Below are 19,170 nucleotides of genomic sequence, written 5' to 3'. Positions count from 1 at the left end.
AAAAGCCTAATCAAGAAATGCTCTACAATAATCTTAAGAGAGGGAAAAGCAAGTACCCAATCAGACTTGATACGGAGACTCAATCAAGTTATTAGAGGTTGGACAAATTATCACAAGCACGTCGTCGCAAGTAAGGTCTTTTCATACATTAATAACACTCTTTATCATTTATTACAGCAATGGGCAAAGCACAGGCATCCGAACAAAAACAAATGGTGGAGGCTAAATAAATACTGGCATGAAAAAAATGGGAAAAGATGGCTTTTCATGACAAATGATTACAGTCTCATAAATTTGAGACGGATAAAAATCGTCAGACACCCGAAACTACAGATTTCAAGAACACCTTTCTTAGACAAACATTACTTTGACTTAAGAAAGCTGAAACTGCATACACTTGTTGCCGCCTGAAAAGGTGAAGAAATGCTTGAGCCGTATGAGTTGGAAACTCTCACGTACGGTTCTTAGACGAGGGAAAGGGAGTAATCCCTTTTTCTTAGTCGATTATACATCTTATGGTTTTAAGCGTAAGCTAGATGAAGCTCAAATGACACAAAGCATGTCACGTGTGGGCAAATGTATTGACAATGGACCAATGGAGGCTTTTTGGGGTACTCTTAAATGTGAAAGGTACTATTTGCATAAATATCATACATATGAAGAACTGACTAATGCAATCAATGAATATATTATCTTCTATAATACTAAAAGACTTCAAAAAAGATTAAACGGCCTAAGCCCATTGGAATTTAGGGCTTTAGCCGCTTAAGTAGTTTTTATTATTTCCACTGTCTACTTGACAGGGTGCAGTTCACATTAATAATACGGTATTTTCATAATTTAATATTTATTTTATCTTTGTAGTATTTTAAAATTAGTTATTTAATCTACTCAATAAACTGGGATTTATCTTTTTCCAACTTTATCATCTCCGAGTGCAATAAAACCTGCTGTAACAGCAAGTGCAAACATTATATCATGTTCGCCAAGCGGATTTGTTACAATGGAATATACCAAAAATGCTGTACAAATTAACAATACAGCCAATATAATACCACGCAAAATTTTTCTGCTTTTAGACATCTTTATAACCTCCCCCAATTGTAATTTATCGTTTTGTTAAAAAGTACTAGCTCATATAATAATACAATTATGAGTTAATTGTAACATATTTTACAAATACCATACTATTCAATTTTCAAAGAACGAATTTTCTTAATTAGTTCGCAATAATTTCAGATTGTGAAATAAACAAGATATAAATGATTTTGATATGTGATATTTCATCCATGAAATATAAATAACCTCTACTACACTTTCTTGCTGTTCCATCAGAGTTTAAGAATAATAAAAATTGTCTATAAATACCTCTATAATCTAATTATTAATCCATTAATTTTTCGTATTCGATTAATTTCTTCATCATCATCTGTTAATATATAACTTCCATTTTCATGTGAGGTGTTAATTAACCAAGGTTTAGAATTTTTTATAAAAGACAAATCTTCTGGTAGATTTGGTTGAAGCCAATCATGTAATGAGTTTGATACTTGTTTTAATACCTCTTTCGCATGATTATCCGTATTGTAGTAATATACAAATACTGGTTGTTCACCTAAATATATTGTACCAGGCCATTCAGATTGTTGTTTTACTTCCTTTAAAGATGGTCTCAATGTTTCTAAAACATTATTAACATTATCTTTAGGGTTATTTTCTATAAACATAAAATTCCTCCAATAATTTCATAATATTTTACTATTGCGAATTAATTATAGCATATATTATAAAATTTGTTATAAATTATATTATTTACTATAAGATACAAATATAGATCTTGACCACAAGTAAAGATAGGAGTGATAAATTGATACTCCTATCTTTCACAATGTAAAAATAAAAGAAAAGATGCCCATACCTGAAATATTAGCATCTTTTCTTCTTTTTACTTCCACAATAGAAATTTATAGAATCACTTGAATAATAAGTAATTTTAAAAAATATTAGGTTTTTCTATATCCACTATTTTAAATGCTAAAGCTTCATTTTTGAGAAGATCCACCCATGGAAAAAACAAGTAGAATAGCAATGAAATTAATTAATGGTAATAAACTAAATATAAGTGCTTTTCTATACAATCTTGATTTAAGTAAAGATACTGAATTTATTACTGATGCTAAGATAACTACTGGAATTGAAAAAGCAGACAAGAAAAATATCCATGTATAAAGACTCTTATCTGAACCTGGCGAATCAAAAGCCATTGGAGAAACCATAGCTCCTATTACACTAAAAGGAAGTATCAAGCAAAATATAATATTAATAATCATTGTTATAATTTTAAAAACTTTATTCTCTTTTAAATCCATAATTAAATTCTTTACCACCTTGAATTATAATATATTTTTAACATCTTATCATTAGCAAACATATCCATTATATTAGCACCACATTATTCAATTGTCAAAAACAAAGGGTTTATCATATTTAAAATACATAGGTAAGTTAATTTGTAAAAAATTATATATAATAAATATTGCTATTAATACTCCATATATTATTAAAAGTTTGAATAAATTTTTATCAGTTTTTTTATCATAAATCTTGTTATTCATATTATCCTCCTATATCTTTAGAGTTTAAGAAGATTGTGAATTATCTTAAAATACTTTTCTCTTTATCAACTAAAGTTTATCGGTTACTTTTAATTTTTCTTCATTATTTCTGTTTGCAATAAATAAATAGCCTAAAACAACACCAGCAACGAGTAATCCTAGTATATTATATGAATAATCTAATAGTGCATGTATTAAAATTGGAACAAAAATACTGCCGCTTTTTTCTAAATATAAAATGAAGATAAAACCACTTACTAAACCTCCTCCTACTTGGTTAAACATATCCTTAATCATAATAAGTATATTAGATTCTGATATAATGCTCGGCTGTATTGAATGTATTATTCCAAATAATATTCCACTTATAAGTATTGCACTCATACGATTATGTTTTTTTAAATTATTATATATATATATCCTCTATATATAAGTTCTTCTGGTAATGCTACTATAAACAAATAAAAAAATGCTTGATAAATTCCTTTTACAGTATAATCGCTATGTAAAACAAAAAATACTACATATATTAAGAGCAACACTATGCTAAGTTTAGATTTATTAACTCCAATTTCATTTAATTTCTTACGATACATTCCAATTAAAAACAACGGGAATATTAGCATGACAGCACAATCATCAAATAACTTTATTCCTAGGTTTGAAATAGATACATTTTGCAATAAAATTAATCGACCATTTTTATATAGCAAAGTATTGAGAATATAAAAATATACCATATATACAATTGCAATTAATACTGGTACATAACGTTTGAATTCTTTCCTTATTCTCATAACATTCCCCCCTTTAGTTTTTATTCACTTATATTATATTGAAATATACTTAGTTTTAGATTATCTTGCTATTCTTTTAGAGTTTAAGAAGATTGGGAAATAAACATACTAATTACAAATAACTGTAGTTAGTTGTGGGAATGTTAATAACGAGGTGATTAATATGTTTAAAAAATTATTAATTATATTATTCCTTTTCTTTACATCCATAAATCCAATACATGTTAATGCTGAAGATTTTAAATATGTTCAAATTTTTGATCCAAAGCAAGATAAAGTTGTGAAAGTAGTCCAATCAAATCCACAAATTCAAAATATGATTACAAGCTGGATTACTAATATACAAGGAGGGTATAAAAACAACCCCATTACTGACGATGGATATGTAGTTAAAATTCCTTTAGATCCAGTTGTTAAAGTGAACTCTCCGCACTTGAATGCTCTTGTAAGTGAAGTCTATATATTAATTCCTGAAAACGAACCACCCTGTTATCTGATTTTTGAAAACGAAAATAGATTATTAAGCCTTGCATTCAATGGTGATATAGACATATTGTCAAAAGTTTTAGATTTTAAACTTAAGAAATAAATAAAATCACTATGTAATTAAATCAATATTTCATCACCTTTTGTTGATTTCTAATTAAAACTAACCCACTTTTAACATTTAAAATTGACCCACCAAAATTGATTTGTTTTAATTTACTATTACCAATTAACTATAGCATACATTAGGAAAATTATGTTAAATAGCCATATTTGCTATGAGATACAGATATAGAGCTTGATCACAAGTAAATATAAAAAAAGAGATGCCCATATCTAAAATATTAGCATCTTTTCTTCTTAACATATTTAGTTAAAAACCATAGCCTAAACAACTATTGTTTCTCTTTCTTTAAAATCTGTTATTCCTGTATAAGCATGGAAAGACTTTTCCTCTATAAAATATAAATAACTTCTACTGCACATTTTCTTAATGTTCCGTCACATTTTATTATGTTTTTTGCATCCTAATACAAATAAAATTACTCCAATAATAATAAAAGTTGGAACAAAAATATTAGTAAATAGACTTGGTAAATCAGGATATGTTGGAAAACTACCTGTATTTGCATTCATCTGACCAATCCATGCAAAATACGATATAAACCTTTCTAATGAATATAAAATTCCACTTGTAACAATAAATACTGTTCCTAAAATATAGTATAATTTTTTATCCATAATTATCCTCCCAAATGTAACTAATTTTAATTCGTTTTATTCTTACTGTTCCGTCAGAGTTTAAGAACATTGTGCATTAGTACCCACATTCTTCATTGACTATAAGCAATTTAATTCTGTTACTATCGGATTGACCTTCAATTATAGAAAGGCCATTACAACCCGTTTCATTTGATAAACAATCTACACATTTATTTAGTGCTACACATGGTGGATTAAATCCTGCTCGTCTTGCATTTAAAGGGCAAGATATATTTTTTACTCTTTTTATTGCTTCATCTACTGTATCTACAATCTTATTTCTTCCAACAACAATTATTACTCTATCTGTCTCAAAAGTAATTGCGGCTACTCTGTTACCACTATGGTCAACATTAACAATTCGACCATCAAGGGATATAGCATTTGATCCAGTAATGTATCAATCTGTAGTAAGTGCCTTTTTCTTTAATACTTTGCATTCCTCTTGATTTCTTGCGAGTTCTTTATCATATACTATATTGCCTCTTTCTAATAAAGAACTTGTAATATTTATCTTTTACAATGTAATTGAACGTCCAATTCCATTGCTACATTCAACTGGTATAATATTTAATATATAAGATTTAACATCTTCCAGGATCTCAAAATACTTTACTTCTATATTTCTTGATTTAAAGTTTTTCTTTAAGTCATTAATCCTTTTTATATCCACATCTATGCCTCCATTTCACTTATTTCACAATAATTTACTATCTTGAGTAATCATAGGCGTCACCGCCAATGTTCCTCTACAAAACCGTACGTGCCCTATTAAGGCATAAGGCTTTTCACATCATATTTTAATCATCTATAGACTAAGCTTACCCTTATTGTAGGCTCAAATAACGGAAAAGTTTTCAACAAACCATTATAAAATGTATCAACTGTATGACTTCTTTCTTAACCTTCTGTATTTTAATAGCTTACTAATGATAACAAAATTGCTTCCATTATCAAGAGGAAACATCACACATTTGCGTGCTGTTTCGCAGCTCACACTACCAATTAATTATAGCATGTATTAAGAAAATTATGGTAAACTATCATATTTACTATGAGATACAAATATATAGCTTGCCCACAAGTAAAGATAGGAGTAATAAATTGATACTCCTATCTTTTACAATATGAAAGTAAAAGAAAAAAGATGCCCATATCTAAAATATTAGCATCTTCTCTTCTTAATATATTTCGTTAAAAACCAATAGGCTAAACAGCTATTGTCTCCCTTTCTTTAAAATTTGTTATTCTTATATAAGTGTTTGCAGACTTTTTCCTTGGCAAATATAAATTCTTTGACTTCTTGTGCAACTTGACCTACTTGCAAACTTAAAGCATAGGAAACATCTCATGATTTCCTTGCTCTTAAAATAATTATCCTAAAAAGCAATTTACAGAAGAACTTTCACACTCCAAAATATCCCACTATACAAAACAGATTTTTTCTTTGCTTTTCATAATTTATCTTTAATGAGAGAGCCTATTGCAAGCACCAAACTCTTACTAAATCTAATCTCCTTTCTTTTTATACTATTTTATGCGTATAACATAATAGCTTTGTTGATAGTTGGTAAAATAAGATTATTTCGCACTACATAACCAACATTTATATTCATTTCCTCCCATAGGTAATTAATAAGCCCTGTACCTTTAAAAATGATTTTCTATTATCAGCACTACTAAAATAATCCTCTATTTTAGATTGCATTTTAATATATGCCCTTGCCATGGCTCTGTCAATTCCCCGATTCATGAACAATTCAATAGTATCTTCTTGATTTGAAAAGCTGGCGGGTTTGTCCCATCCATTAATCTCAATAAAATCTTGCACTTTTTCCCCGTAGTCAGGCATATCAGGATTTACATACATTACCTTATCATTCATACGAATATCAATATCATGCAATCCTAACTGCTGCATATAAAACGGTAGCCGCATTCCAACTGCATAATCTCTGCCTTCACATTCTAGTTCTTTTCTCCACATATTGTGAAAGTCAACAGTTGTGCAAAGATAATCATATCTAATGTCATCAATATATAACCCATCATTTTCAAATTCTCTATTAACATCTACACAAGCAACAAGACCACCTTTCTTTATAGATACCACCATTTTCTTCAGCACTTCCATTGGTTTGTTCATATGTCTTAGTCCAGCTTGACAAATAGCTATGTCATATTTTTTATCTGTTTCAAAAGAATAAATATCTGATATGATAAAATTGGCTTCAAGTTCAGTATTGCTAAAACTAACCTTAGCCTTATTAGTAAAATACTCATTATCAACACCTGTATATGTACTTCCCCTGGGTAAAAATTCAAGTAGCTTTCTTCCTAAATAACCTTCACCACATCTAAATTCAATAATGTCCACTGGTGAACTTATATTCCAAACATCTTTTACAAGAAATCTTAAATAGTCATCATTCCAAAAGTATTTTCTGTTTTTATAAAGCTTGTCAGTCTTTCCATTCCAGTTATTGCGATTATCTGTGTTCCTTGGTATGAATGCTTGCTTACGTAATGGTTTTAATCCCAATAATTCATCTACTGAAACATTGAAATATTCAGCAATGATTGGTAATAAAGTAATATCAGGCATTGTTGCTCCTGTCTCCCATTTACTAACCGATTGAAAAGATACATCTAATACATTGGCTAGTTCTTGTTGTCCTATCCCTTTATCTTTTCTCAACTCTGCTATTTTAAGTTTAACTGTTGTCATATGATAACCTCCTTTAATTTAATAATTTAATGCTAACACAGTTCCTCAGCCAAACCCATAACGCAACATTAGAGTTAATTCTCATATTAGTTGAAGAAGATTACCTATAGTTGATCTTAATTTACAATTACGGCTTAACTTAATAATTTTTAATTTATCTAATTGTTCTATTAGTCTTTTATTTTCATCTTTGATTTTTCCATTTAATACCTGTATCTCTATATACATGATTATTGTATATTATCCAAGCCACAATATAGAAAGATTCAGCAACATAAATTATAATCTTTTTTAATACTCATCTTTCAATATTGAATAATACTTACAGTCAACTAAAATACCACTACTATTTTTACTAATTTTTCTTAAAAGTCCTTCATATTTTAGTCCACACTTTTCCATAACTTTTCCTGATGCAGGATTACCTACATGATGACGTCCTGTAATACGTTGAAAACCCACTTGATTAAAAGCAAAATCAATGATACTAGAGAATGCTTCTGTTACAATTCCTTTATTCCAAAATGCTTTACCGATACAATATCCTATCTCACAGTTTTCAACATGATTATCAATGTTCATTAAACTAATGCTTCCAATCACTTGTCCATTTTCTTTTAATTCTATAGCCCATTGGTAACATTCCATATTTTTATAGTTATCTACCCACATGCCTATCACTTTGCTAGTTACTTCAACACTACTGTGAGTTGGCCAAGTTAGATATTTAGTTACTTCTGTATCAGATGCCCAATTATTATACATCTCTGTGGCATCTTTTTCTGAAAATTGTCTTAATATAAGTCTTCCAGTTTCTAAACTTGTAGTTCCTTTATGGTTCAACATACCTCTTTCCCCCTGTATACACTCATTTTTTCCTATTGGTTATTGTTGCACAATAAATCGCTATTACTTAATAATTCCTAGCTCCTTTTGCTTATAATTACATATTCAAGCTGATCACTAGCCTTCCCCTCAAAATATTCTCTATAGATAAAGCTTACTTTAATATTATTTTTCCTATCTACATAAATATATTGTTTTAATAATTGTTCACTATCATAAGTGACTTTAACATAATTATTTCCTAATCTAGATACTACATCATCTAAACTTTTTATAGCTTTATATCCATTAATACTTATATCAACCTGATCAGCATGTCCAAAAATTTTATTAATTTTATTATCCTTCTCAGATATCATAACTTCTTCATATATAAAGTTATAATTGTCATTACTATACCTATCTGTAAATGTATATTTTTTATTATTAAACTTTTCTAAGCTATCACCTACTTTTAAACCATCTATATAAACTTTACTTAAATCAGTAGATTTTACAGTATACTCCCCAACAGTTTTTATAAAGCCTGTATAATTAAATCCTAATGTTATTACTAATAACAAAGTTGAAACTATAGGATATATTCTAATATGCTTCTTAGATTTAACTAATTTTACACTTTCTATTACCATAATTATACATGATATAAACAAAACTACATATTTAAGATACATAGGTAAGTTAATTTCTAAAAAATCATATATAATAAATATTGCTATTAATACTCCATATATTATTAAAAGTTTCAATAAATTTTTATCAGTTTTTTTATCATAAATCTTATTATTCATATTATCCTCCTACATCTTTAGAGTTTTCTTAAAAAACCTTTAAAATCCTATCATCACTAAGAATAGCACAAATATTAACATCAGATTATGCTCATTTTATTTCATTCAATCGCTCATTCCTCCATGAAATATAAATAACCTTTACTGCACATTTTCTTGCTGTTCCGTCAGAGTTTAAGAAAATTACGAATTAGACAGCATCCTTTGATATGCTAAATATGTATTGTTCAGCTCCGAATCTTGAAACTATTTGTTCCAAACTCATGCCAACCTTTTTAAGAAGTTTGCATGAAGCCTTATTCGCAGATTGTGTTTCAGCAACAATCTTTTTTATAATTAGCTCATCAAAAGCATAGTCGATAATTCTTCTAACAACTTCTTCTGCATAACCATAACCCCAATACTGAGGCATAAATTGATAGGATACCTCCATGCTTAAACCATCGTGATGTTTATCAAGGGATGCTAATCCAATAACGTCGTTATTATCCTTGAGTCTTACAACCCAATAGAAAGAATTATCATCACAACTAAGCATATCATTAAAACTACTATTGAATTTTTCATTACTAACAATTCCACCAAGAAATTTTCTTACTTTTTCGTCAGTGTACAGTTCTTTTATTTTTTCATAATCACTATCTTGTACTTTCCACATCTTACATCTATCTGTTTTTATCACTATAATCCCCCCATTACACTTCGTATAAAGCTACTATTACCAATTAATTATAGCATACATTAGGAAAATTATGTTAAATAGTCATATTTGCTATGAGATACATATATAGAGCTTGACCACAAGTAAATATAAAAGTAAAAAAAGATGCCCATACCTGAAATATTAGCATCTTTTCGTCTTAATATATTTAGTTAAAAACCATAGCCTATAATTAACTGTACTTCTTGTTCTAAATCACTTTTTTCTAACTCTACTTCAGTGTCATTCAATTCTTTTAAAGTTGGGTATGTTATTTGGTGATTTAAATAATATTTGAGCTTTAGAAAACTACTTATAGGAAAGTCCTGCCTACACCAAGTATTTTTATATCCTACAAAACCATGTTTTTTTAATAAGTGTTCTAACGATCCAATAACTTCATCTAAAAAGTCTAAAAGATTACATGTTGCATTAAATCCTATTTTTCCCTTAATAGAGGATTCATCTTCAAATTCTTCAATAACAATCTTCAATTTTAAATCATCTATTAACTCCAAAGTCACCTTATCAACTGCTGGTTCTTGATACAATTTAAATGAGATCATAGATTTCAATTCATCTTCAGGAACACAACCTGGTATTATGCTCAATAAACCTTCAAGCAAACCTATTAATGGCTGTGATAAATAACTTGGAAAAGAAAAATATTTTCTTCCATCAACTTCGATCTCTATCTCTGCCCAACCTACTCCTGTCAATTTATAATCGAATTTCATGATTACCTCCTCATGTACATTAATTTACAATTACGTACAAAAAATATCGCAAATTCACTTTGAATAATGCGATATTCTAATTTGCTATAAATTATTTCTTTATATAATCAGATGCTTTTTTATGTTCGGATACATTGATATGCTTTGAGTTATATATTTCCACAGCTCTTTTTATACCATGAACCGACATATCTGGGATATATGCTTCAATATACCCCCAATTCCCTGTTTTTTGTATAATTTCTATAGCTTTTGAATCTATTTCATTTTTTGAAAAGTCAGGCTTTACATCTACGTTCTTGAGGCTATTCTGACCGTTCATAGTTAAATACACAGAGCTATCTTTGCTATTCAATTCAACTTTAAACTGCATATATTCTAGCAATTCGCTCATAGGCATATATAACTGAGCTTCAGAACTATCATTTTTTACAATTGTAACTAAAGGATTTTTTAACTTTATTTCATTTCCATTAAAATATACTTTACCGTTATTAATAGCTGCTGATTTTATTTCCCCTGCTGCAGGAGCAGCAATAACCTTTTTCTGACTAATAGTTGCTGGTTTTATTTCTGGTTTTGAAAAAATAGCAATATACACTCCTACTATACCAATCACTAGACCTACAACCATACTTTTAAGATCAATTTTTTTCATTTTTGTTCTCCCTTTATTTGTAGTAATTAATTATATCAATGGATACATTCAATGAAAAGCAAATTTTCCATCATATATGTATATACCATATATCGTACAAAAATCCATATTATCATGTAGTAATTTTACATTATTATCCAATAATGCAATTACACCTTATTATATCATATTTTCTAAATATGGTATTATTCAATTTTTTAAAGAACATTTTAGTTTAAAGTTTAAGAAAAGTATCAATTAACAATTTATAGTTATATACTTTTGGTAAAAATTATTTCTAAGGGTTCATCATCTAATAGTAAACTACCAGCATCTTTATATCCCAATTTTCTATAAAAATGCTGTGCTTGTTCATTAGATAATGTAGATGTCATAACCAATTCATAACCTTTACTTTTCATTTTGGTTTCCCAAAATTCAACTATTCTTTTTCCTATTCCCTTATTTCTATAGTTTTCATTTAGATAAAGCATATTCATGAATGGAGTGTTGTCCCAAAAATAACTATATCTTAACCAACCAATAATTTTGTTATCTTGGTCTTTTGCTATTATAATTTCTTTTTCTTTGAGCTTATTTTTTATTAATTGTTTTGATACATGTCTATCATTATCAAGTATAAATTGAAAGTCCAATTCACTTGCATATTCTATTTTCAATATTAATACTCTCACTTTCTATATTTAAGTTTATAAATTCAACAATACTTTGTTATACCTTTGAAATGCGACGGAAAAACACCGCAGAATTCAATTTATGAATAATGCGGTGTCCATGTAAATTATTCGTTTTTTCAGTTGTTGCGTTAAATAATAAGATTCTAAATCTATTGAAATCTTTTTATTATGTTTTTACTATATTTTGGATTTCATTCTTAACCATTCTTGAAACTGATATGGCGTCCGCACATTATCATATAGTACTGCTGTGTAGATGTCATAACTCCTCACCGTTTTGCCATATTCATCCTTCGTAACCCAGATACTTTTAATTGTTAGGATTGATTCTCGCAATTCTGGAGTGAGCTGTTCAGGTATAACCTTAATATGCATAAGGTCGGGTTGTTTTTCTGGTCTATCAACGAACCAGATGTCTAATTTCCAATCCGTTCCTTTTAGAGATTTATACTTAAGCCCAAGGTACAGTCCATCGGGGTAATCAGAGCTATTGTTGAAAATGCCAGAATCATTGATAAATTTAACCTCACGCATACCTTTGTAAGTAATTAATTTAGATGCTATTTGAGCTATAGCATTAATATTGAGCTTGGAACATACCACTGTGATGTCTATGTCCCTCCAAACCATTAATCCGAGAGCTGAGCTACCAACTTGAACTGGTTCCCCAACTGGCGATAGCAGGTCATTGAGTTTCAATTCGGTTAATATATCTTTAACCTCAACCTGAAGCTTTTGTTGCTGTTTTAATAGTTCGCTACAAATCATTTCTCATACTCCCTCATTTACTTAACTTTTGATATATTATCATTATTAACACTGGATAGTACATACTCAACCTGTATTTACTTATAAGACTATATAAAATATCTCATTTTAAATGAATCACTTATGTTCTCATACTAATAAATATTTAGTTCATATTTTTCTACTATTTTTACTTAATTAATGATAATTATATCATAGTTATATGATTTTAGCTGGTTATTTCTGCAATAAACATAAACCTCTTTTGATTTTTATACTGCATTATTCGATTTTCAAAGAACATTGTTTGTATTTTCATTTTCAAAAGTTACTTCGCCTTATTTTCAGATTGTGAAATAAACAAGATATAAATGAATAATTTACTATAAGATACAAATATATAGCTTAACCACAATATAAAAACAAAAGAAAATATGCCCATACCTGAAATATTAGCCTACTTTCTTTTTATACTATTTTATGGCTTCATCTCATAATTTTTAATTTACCTAATTCTTCTCTTAGTCCTTTATTTTCATCTTTGATTTTTCCATTTAATACCTACATCTCTAATATACATAACTATACTGTAACATCCAAGTAACAATAAATTATAATTAAAAATATTTATTTTAAAGGAATATTAAGTTCAATAATCGAATCTTCATTTTCATCAATGATTTCTACACTTATTTCATTAACAATAGTTTTAAAAGAATCAGTAATATTTCTTGTATCTTTAATTGCAATTTGAAACTTTTCTTCATTATCAAAATTTCCAATAGTCATATGTGGTAGAAACGTTTTACCCTTTAGCCAGTCTGGACAATAGTTTTCTAAAATACCTGTATATAATCTTTTATGTATTTCAATGATTTCTTCACTACCCTTTTGAATATTAAGAAATAAATATTTCCCAAAATTATTTGTTGGTGTTATTCCATTAAGAAAAATTTCAAATGGAGTTATATCAGATAATACAGTTGATATATGTTCCTTAAGTTCAGTAGTTTTTATATCACTATCAAAAGGAAATACAAGAGTTATATGTGGCCTTACATGATTGGCAAGAGGATCATATTGCTCTCTAATTTTATCAATTATATGTCCATTATTGAATTTAGGAAATATCATAATACATCTTTTTAACATTTTTAGCCCACCTTTTTATTTACATTCATTTGCTGTTCCGTCAGAGTTTAAGAAAATTTCGTAATAACATTAATTAAATTTTATCGTATTTTATAATTTCAAACGCCACAAAATTGCCAATATAATACATAAGCAATTATACTAAAAGCAAGCAACTGTATTCTCTTGCTTAAAATATTAGTTGATATATTCTTTGCAATTTATATGGTTCATTTAGTAGATGAAACACTGCTAATAAAATTCCTATAAGAAAAAATGAACCAACATATATTAAATTATTTCTTTTATTATGAGAAATATTATTGGGATTAAAGTACATTGAGAATATAAAGTATCCTATAATTCCTGTTAGAATTAATAGTATACACCAGTTAATATTTAATTTTCTGCACCTATAAACATTTATTATTGACCATATTATCCATAGTACCCAGCACACCGCAAACACTAAAACTGCTAATCCACTATATAAACTACTCATATCCGTATTTGCAGAAGTTTTTACTCCTGTTTCTAAAAAGTATTTAGTATTATTTACTACTACTTCATGACCAAACCTATTTCTATAGTATTCATTTTTTATTTTCTTAGGATAACTGTATTTTATTTCTCCTGGAAACACTTCATGTTCTTTTAAATTATCAAAATCATGGGGTAACTCTTTTATTGCAACATAAGTTAGTTGATTGTTTTCCTCATATTTAAAACTCTCTTTTAAATATGTATCAACACTTGTAATTCCCTCACTAACTAATATCTTCTCTACTATTCTAAGTTGAGAGTTCATAGTTTTTAACCTTTTAACGGAGCCTTGATGTACCATTATTGATGTTATAACTAATATTGCAGATATGGCTAATAAAATAAATGATGCTATCAATGTTTTTTTAGCAAACAGTTTTTCAAATCTTAATACTTGATTTAGTTCATTTCTTATTTGAAACTCTTCCCCAAATCTTTGTATGGCAATCCTAACACTTTCCTCTTCAGTAATTCCATTTTGCTGAAGTTCCTTCACAGTTTGTATTAAGTGGTATTTCATTTCTTGTTTTAAATCTTCAGTTCCTTCAGAAGAACTCTCAATATCCCTATATATAGAATTTAAGTATTTATCTATCCTATCCATTTTTTCTCCCCCCAAAAAACTTATCTAATATTCCTTTAAAAAACTGCCATTCTTTTTGTGAGTTCTCTAAATATTCTTTACCCTTATCAGTAATATGATGATATCTTCGTCTTCCACCGCCACTTATTGAATCATCCCAATATGATTCTACAAGTCCATTGTTTTCAAGCCTTTTTAATACCACATACATTGTCCCCTCTTTGATTTCAAAAGTATCTTGGCTGATATTCCTTATCTTTTTTGAGATATCGTATCCGTACAAGTCTTCATCCACTAGAAGACTCAATATGATACTTTCAATATATCCTTTTATCATCTCTTTATTTATTTCCAAATATTATCACCTCCAATAACATAATAGCATAAACTACTCTATAGTATAAAGTAGTTTATGCTATTATGCTAAAAATAAAAACATATTTACTTCGTCATATTTTTGAAATGCGACGCAAAAACACTGCAGAATTCAAAATTGAATAATGCAGTGTTCTAGCAAATTGTTCGTTTTTTAGTTATGACATTAAATTTCATTATTTATAAATTTGAAATCACAATACTTTCCACCCATGCCTAAAGTTTGAGTTCTTTTAAAAGTTATTTTTTTCATAGAACTATAGCATACATTATCGCCTTGGCAAAACATCTCACACATTTCTGGACAATTATTCTTCACACAAGTATCATGCCATAAACATTTTTTCATAGTAAATATCATAGCTTTATTGTCACATTGTATAATTGTACTTTCCCAATTATCACCTTTTAAGTCTTTACTAAATGCCATACAAAAATTTTTATAGAAGCATTGACTTTCCTCCATTTTGCGAAGATTCTTTACTACTTCTTGCAAATCCTGTAGAAAACCTTTCTTTACAATTTGTAAAGCTAGCTCCTTACTCAATGGGAGTTCCTGCAAAGCTTGGTAAAGTGCTATTCGAGGAAGAATACTATTTTTTAAAGTTTTTAGCTGACTCTCACTTTTTCCTGTACTCTGTTTAACAAGTGCATAAAACCTTTCTTGTTGTTGTTGATATATTTTTTCTCCTTGCTCTTTTCCAAATTCATTCATTAAAAAGTTCTTCGTACTTACCACCCCATTAAATCATGTAAATAATCTTGTTTTTATAATATCTTGCCATTTGTAATTATAACATTTTTATTTAGATATGACACACTTTTGTAAAATACAGGTAACATACTTGTTTTTATACACCGCATTATTCAACTTTCAAAGATCATCATTCGTATTTTCAATTTAAGTAGTTACATCACATTTATTTCAGATTATGAAGTAAACAAGATATAAATGAATAATTTACTATAAGATACAGATATAGATCTTGACCATAAGTAAAGATAAAAAGAAAAGATACCCATACCTGAAATATTAGCATCTTTTCTTATTAATATATTTCGTTAAAAATCAATATCCTAAAACAACTATTGTCTCTCTTTCTTTAAAATCTGTTATTCTTGTATAAGTGTGGACAGACTTTCACCTTAATTTTTATGTTGGAAAGTTAAGTAGTTTTTAAGAATTTGCTAAAAGTCCAATTGAACAAATAATGAGTAATAGAAAAATCCAGCTTAGCCAACTATATTTTGCATTTTTTGAAATATATAAAAAGACAGATCCTATTAGACACAAAGGAATACCTATGAAAACTACGTTACCAAAATTATGAATATAAATACTTTGAATTACTATTAAAATAAAACCTATAAGGCAAAGTATACTTAGTATAAGAAAAATTTTTTCTTTACTTTTCATAATTTATCTTTAATGACAAATACTATTTCAAGCACCAAACTGTCACTAAATATAGCCTCCTTTCTTTTTATACTATTTTATGTGTATGACATAATAACTTTTCTTATAATTAGCAAAATAGAAATTATTTTATTTTTTTAATAAATATTCAATTTACAATCTGTTCTCCTGTACCGTCAGTTTTAATCTTATATAAATTATCGTTATCTGAAGCATCAATGTAATATATCCAATCACCAATAATATATAATGAATAAGTATAATTTATTATATTATCACTTAGTTTAATATTATTAGAACCATCTATTTTCATTTTATAAAGTTTACCATCTACTTTGTTTCTATAATAAATCCATTCACCTATTATATTAATATTGCTTAATGGTTGATTACTTACTTTTGTTCTCTGCGTACCGTCAGTTTTAATCTTATATAAACTACCATTATCTGAAATATTACTGTAATATATCCATTCACCAACTACATTTATACTATTCGCATCATCATCACTTAATTTAGTTTTTTGAGTACCATCTATTTTTATCTTATAAAGCTCTCTTTTTCCACTAATATATTGTCTTTCATAATAAATCCAACCACCTACTACTATTTTATAAAGTGCATTATCCGAAGATATCATCGTTCTTTGTGTACCATCAGTTCTTATTTTATAAAGGTGACCAGTATCTCCCCCTTGACCATGAAAATAAATCCCATTATTAACTACAACAGGGCTACATTCATAACCATTTATACCATTTACCAGTGCTTTTCCTGTACCATCTGTTTTAACTTTATAAATATGTCCTTTAGCTACGTAATATATCCAATCTCCTAAAATATTAATATTATAGCAATCGGTATCATCACTTATTTTAGTTCTTCCTGTGCCATCTAACTTCATCTTATAAAGTTTTCGAACACCGTTATCCATACTATTATAATAAATCCATCCATCTTTTTGTGCCCAAAAACCATAAGCTGTATCTCCAATTTGACCATCTATTCCAGGTACAGCTACATTTAAAATCAGCTTAACTTTATTACTATACCCTTGAGCTGTTCCTTGAAAAGTAAAAGTACCTACTTTACTTGTATCTACTACATTGCTGTCCCAAACTACACTAACACTTTTACTACTTGTATCACTCATAATAGCTGTTACTGTAGTTGGTAATGTATAATTATCATTTTGATTTACATCAATAGATATATTATTTATTTTAGTTATAGTAGCTGAAGTATTTTTCAATATATAATTATAATTTAAATAAAGATTTTGCAAATTAGTTAATCCTTTTAGTGCACTTATATCACTCATTGAATTACCTTCCAGATTAAGTTCTTGCAAATTGGTTAAGTTCTTTAATTCACTTATATCATTAATCCTATTGTTACATAAATTAAGACGTTGTAAATTAGTTAATCCTTTTAGTGGACTTATATCACTGATTTTATTCTCACCTAAACCAAGACGTTGCAAATTAGTTAATTCTTTTAGTGGACTTATATCACTGATTTCATTAATATGTAAAGAAAGTATTTGTAAATTAATTAAATTTTCAATTCCACTAATATCTTGTATTCCTTTAGTTTCTACTATTAGTTCAGTTATTTTCTCAACATCACTTTTATAAATATCTCCTATAGGTTTGTTTATTGCATTTCTTACTGTTTGTTCTAATTCCTTATCCTTAAAAGTTACTATATCATTATTAATAGTATCATTTTTAATACTAAAGTGTACTTTATATTCATTTTCTAATGCTTTACCTTTGTTAGAATGTATTTTAGTCCCAACATTCAATATGTAACTTTCTCCTGCTATATATCCACCTTTTGGAGCTGTTACTGTAACTGTTTTGCTATCTTGTCCTAATTGTATACCTACATTTACTGGATTACACTTGCTATCTGTAACTACAATTCCTTGTTTAGTTAAATCATCAAATCCAACATTGTCAGTAAAAGTAACTGTCCAAGTCTTATTTGAATCTACTGTTTGATTATCAGTAAAATTTGCTGCTTGTACATTAGTTGAAAACAACAAAAACACACTGAAAAAAGTTGCTATTAGAAATTTATTTTTCAATTTATTTTCCCCCTTATTATATTTATTATGCTTATCCTATTATATCTATATCAATATAATAATTCCATATATTCTAATATGTATATCGAAATGTTTATTCGCATTAATTTACTATTACCAATTAATTATAGCATATATCAGGAAACTTATGGCAAATTATCATATTTACTATGAGATACAAATATATAGCTTGACCACAAGTAAAGATAGGAGTAATAAATTGGAATTTTATCTTTATGTTTAAAGAGTTTTAGTAAAATAATAGCGTTTTCCTGTGACAGGATAGTTTTGCCTGTTTAATCTTGTAAATAAACACCTAAATCCTTTAGGTGTTTATCTTCAATTCTTGCTAAATTATATTCTAATAAACCTTGAAAAATAATATCTTCATCTTGTTTTTTAATTTCATCAGTAATCTCAATTTTCATTTTAATTCTATACCTCCGTTGTTAACATCCAAACATAGATAAATTACTATTTATTGT

At 27.9% G+C, this 19,170-nt stretch carries 26 protein-coding genes and 1 pseudogene; 3 read left to right on the top strand and 24 right to left on the bottom strand.

Annotation, left to right across the window (positions count from 1 at the left end; translation table 11 throughout):
• Positions 1 to 9 precede the first annotated feature (9 nt).
• Both T514_RS26325 and T514_RS25155 read left to right on the top strand, forming a co-directional pair.
• Positions 10 to 411, top strand: a complete 402-nt coding sequence (locus T514_RS26325; protein WP_278246539.1) for a group II intron maturase-specific domain-containing protein — start codon at positions 10 to 12, stop codon at positions 409 to 411.
• A 94-nt stretch (positions 412 to 505) separates the two neighbouring features.
• Positions 506 to 769, top strand: a pseudogene (locus tag T514_RS25155) (transposase); the annotation flags it as partial.
• Positions 770 to 906: 137 nt separating this feature from the next.
• Here the strand turns inward: T514_RS25155 and T514_RS27070 are convergent.
• The 6 genes from T514_RS27070 to T514_RS0119990 all read right to left on the bottom strand — a co-directional run bounded on the left by T514_RS27070 (position 907) and on the right by T514_RS0119990 (position 3,412).
• On the bottom strand, positions 907 to 1,083 hold the full coding sequence (locus T514_RS27070) for a hypothetical protein (RefSeq protein WP_169735837.1): 177 nt from the start codon (positions 1,081 to 1,083) through the stop codon (positions 907 to 909).
• A 287-nt stretch (positions 1,084 to 1,370) separates the two neighbouring features.
• On the bottom strand, positions 1,371 to 1,727 hold the full coding sequence (locus T514_RS25150; protein WP_051542204.1) for a hypothetical protein: 357 nt from the start codon (positions 1,725 to 1,727) through the stop codon (positions 1,371 to 1,373).
• Between the two features lie 315 nt (positions 1,728 to 2,042).
• Positions 2,043 to 2,369, bottom strand: coding sequence for a hypothetical protein (locus tag T514_RS25145; protein ID WP_156940027.1), 327 nt, complete (start codon positions 2,367 to 2,369; stop codon positions 2,043 to 2,045).
• 87 nt (positions 2,370 to 2,456) lie between these two features.
• The gene (locus T514_RS26805) at positions 2,457 to 2,615 is read right to left on the bottom strand and encodes a hypothetical protein (RefSeq protein WP_156940026.1); all 159 of its coding nucleotides are present in this window, start codon (positions 2,613 to 2,615) and stop codon (positions 2,457 to 2,459) included.
• Between the two features lie 69 nt (positions 2,616 to 2,684).
• A complete protein-coding gene (locus T514_RS0119995) occupies positions 2,685 to 2,999 on the bottom strand; it encodes a CPBP family intramembrane glutamic endopeptidase (protein ID WP_027626352.1) in 315 nt (104 codons plus the stop codon).
• 14 nt (positions 3,000 to 3,013) lie between these two features.
• Positions 3,014 to 3,412, bottom strand: coding sequence for a hypothetical protein (locus tag T514_RS0119990; protein ID WP_027626351.1), 399 nt, complete (start codon positions 3,410 to 3,412; stop codon positions 3,014 to 3,016).
• A gap of 163 nt (positions 3,413 to 3,575) precedes the next feature.
• Here T514_RS0119990 and T514_RS0119985 point away from each other — a divergent pair, with 163 nt between their 5' ends.
• A complete protein-coding gene (locus tag T514_RS0119985; RefSeq protein WP_027626350.1) occupies positions 3,576 to 4,001 on the top strand; it encodes a hypothetical protein in 426 nt (141 codons plus the stop codon).
• Between the two features lie 398 nt (positions 4,002 to 4,399).
• Here T514_RS0119985 and T514_RS0119980 read toward each other — a convergent pair whose 3' ends face one another.
• The 18 genes from T514_RS0119980 to T514_RS27610 form a co-directional block, all read right to left on the bottom strand.
• Positions 4,400 to 4,639, bottom strand: coding sequence for a hypothetical protein (locus tag T514_RS0119980; protein ID WP_027626349.1), 240 nt, complete (start codon positions 4,637 to 4,639; stop codon positions 4,400 to 4,402).
• 76 nt (positions 4,640 to 4,715) lie between these two features.
• On the bottom strand, positions 4,716 to 5,057 hold the full coding sequence (locus T514_RS27720; RefSeq protein WP_084284770.1) for an LUD domain-containing protein: 342 nt from the start codon (positions 5,055 to 5,057) through the stop codon (positions 4,716 to 4,718).
• 120 nt (positions 5,058 to 5,177) lie between these two features.
• Positions 5,178 to 5,333 carry a hypothetical protein gene (locus tag T514_RS26800; RefSeq protein ID WP_156940024.1) on the bottom strand — a complete coding sequence of 52 codons (156 nt, stop codon included), beginning with the start codon at positions 5,331 to 5,333 and terminating at the stop codon, positions 5,178 to 5,180.
• Between the two features lie 939 nt (positions 5,334 to 6,272).
• Positions 6,273 to 7,388 (bottom strand): class I SAM-dependent methyltransferase, encoded by a 1,116-nt coding sequence (locus tag T514_RS0119970; protein ID WP_027626348.1) that lies wholly within the window; start codon positions 7,386 to 7,388, stop codon positions 6,273 to 6,275.
• A gap of 81 nt (positions 7,389 to 7,469) precedes the next feature.
• Positions 7,470 to 7,616 carry a hypothetical protein gene (locus tag T514_RS26795; protein ID WP_156940022.1) on the bottom strand — a complete coding sequence of 49 codons (147 nt, stop codon included), beginning with the start codon at positions 7,614 to 7,616 and terminating at the stop codon, positions 7,470 to 7,472.
• A gap of 63 nt (positions 7,617 to 7,679) precedes the next feature.
• Positions 7,680 to 8,234 carry a GNAT family N-acetyltransferase gene (locus T514_RS0119960; RefSeq protein WP_027626347.1) on the bottom strand — a complete coding sequence of 185 codons (555 nt, stop codon included), beginning with the start codon at positions 8,232 to 8,234 and terminating at the stop codon, positions 7,680 to 7,682.
• 77 nt (positions 8,235 to 8,311) lie between these two features.
• On the bottom strand, positions 8,312 to 9,025 hold the full coding sequence (locus T514_RS0119955; protein ID WP_027626346.1) for a hypothetical protein: 714 nt from the start codon (positions 9,023 to 9,025) through the stop codon (positions 8,312 to 8,314).
• Positions 9,026 to 9,215: 190 nt separating this feature from the next.
• Entirely contained in the window at positions 9,216 to 9,707 is a 492-nt protein-coding gene (locus T514_RS0119950) for a GNAT family N-acetyltransferase (protein ID WP_027626345.1), read from the bottom strand.
• Between the two features lie 191 nt (positions 9,708 to 9,898).
• Positions 9,899 to 10,462, bottom strand: a complete 564-nt coding sequence (locus T514_RS0119945) for a hypothetical protein (protein WP_027626344.1) — start codon at positions 10,460 to 10,462, stop codon at positions 9,899 to 9,901.
• Positions 10,463 to 10,553: 91 nt separating this feature from the next.
• Complete coding sequence (locus T514_RS0119940; protein WP_027626343.1) at positions 10,554 to 11,120, bottom strand: hypothetical protein; 567 nt, start codon at positions 11,118 to 11,120, stop codon at positions 10,554 to 10,556.
• 251 nt (positions 11,121 to 11,371) lie between these two features.
• Positions 11,372 to 11,779, bottom strand: a complete 408-nt coding sequence (locus T514_RS0119935) for a GNAT family N-acetyltransferase (protein ID WP_027626342.1) — start codon at positions 11,777 to 11,779, stop codon at positions 11,372 to 11,374.
• Positions 11,780 to 11,974: 195 nt separating this feature from the next.
• Positions 11,975 to 12,565 carry a hypothetical protein gene (locus T514_RS0119930; RefSeq protein ID WP_027626341.1) on the bottom strand — a complete coding sequence of 197 codons (591 nt, stop codon included), beginning with the start codon at positions 12,563 to 12,565 and terminating at the stop codon, positions 11,975 to 11,977.
• Positions 12,566 to 13,171: 606 nt separating this feature from the next.
• A complete protein-coding gene (locus T514_RS0119925) occupies positions 13,172 to 13,696 on the bottom strand; it encodes a 2'-5' RNA ligase family protein (protein ID WP_027626340.1) in 525 nt (174 codons plus the stop codon).
• Positions 13,697 to 13,865: 169 nt separating this feature from the next.
• Entirely contained in the window at positions 13,866 to 14,822 is a 957-nt protein-coding gene (locus T514_RS0119920; protein WP_027626339.1) for a permease prefix domain 1-containing protein, read from the bottom strand.
• On the bottom strand, positions 14,815 to 15,156 hold the full coding sequence (locus T514_RS0119915; protein WP_027626338.1) for a PadR family transcriptional regulator: 342 nt from the start codon (positions 15,154 to 15,156) through the stop codon (positions 14,815 to 14,817). Before T514_RS0119915 ends, T514_RS0119920 begins: the two co-directional genes overlap by 8 nt.
• Before the next feature lie 186 nt (positions 15,157 to 15,342).
• Positions 15,343 to 15,891, bottom strand: coding sequence for an L-2-amino-thiazoline-4-carboxylic acid hydrolase (locus tag T514_RS25140; protein WP_051542202.1), 549 nt, complete (start codon positions 15,889 to 15,891; stop codon positions 15,343 to 15,345).
• A gap of 850 nt (positions 15,892 to 16,741) precedes the next feature.
• Positions 16,742 to 18,685 (bottom strand): DUF5050 domain-containing protein, encoded by a 1,944-nt coding sequence (locus T514_RS25915; RefSeq protein ID WP_051542200.1) that lies wholly within the window; start codon positions 18,683 to 18,685, stop codon positions 16,742 to 16,744.
• A 296-nt stretch (positions 18,686 to 18,981) separates the two neighbouring features.
• Entirely contained in the window at positions 18,982 to 19,113 is a 132-nt protein-coding gene (locus T514_RS27610) for a hypothetical protein (RefSeq protein WP_034869769.1), read from the bottom strand.
• Positions 19,114 to 19,170 lie beyond the last annotated feature (57 nt).

Source organism: Clostridium lundense DSM 17049 (assembly GCF_000619945.1).
In the GTDB taxonomy this organism is placed as follows: domain Bacteria; phylum Bacillota; class Clostridia; order Clostridiales; family Clostridiaceae; genus Clostridium_AO; species Clostridium_AO lundense.
The sequence above is the reverse complement of the archived record's forward strand: the minus strand, read 5'-3'. Positions and strand labels throughout refer to the sequence as shown.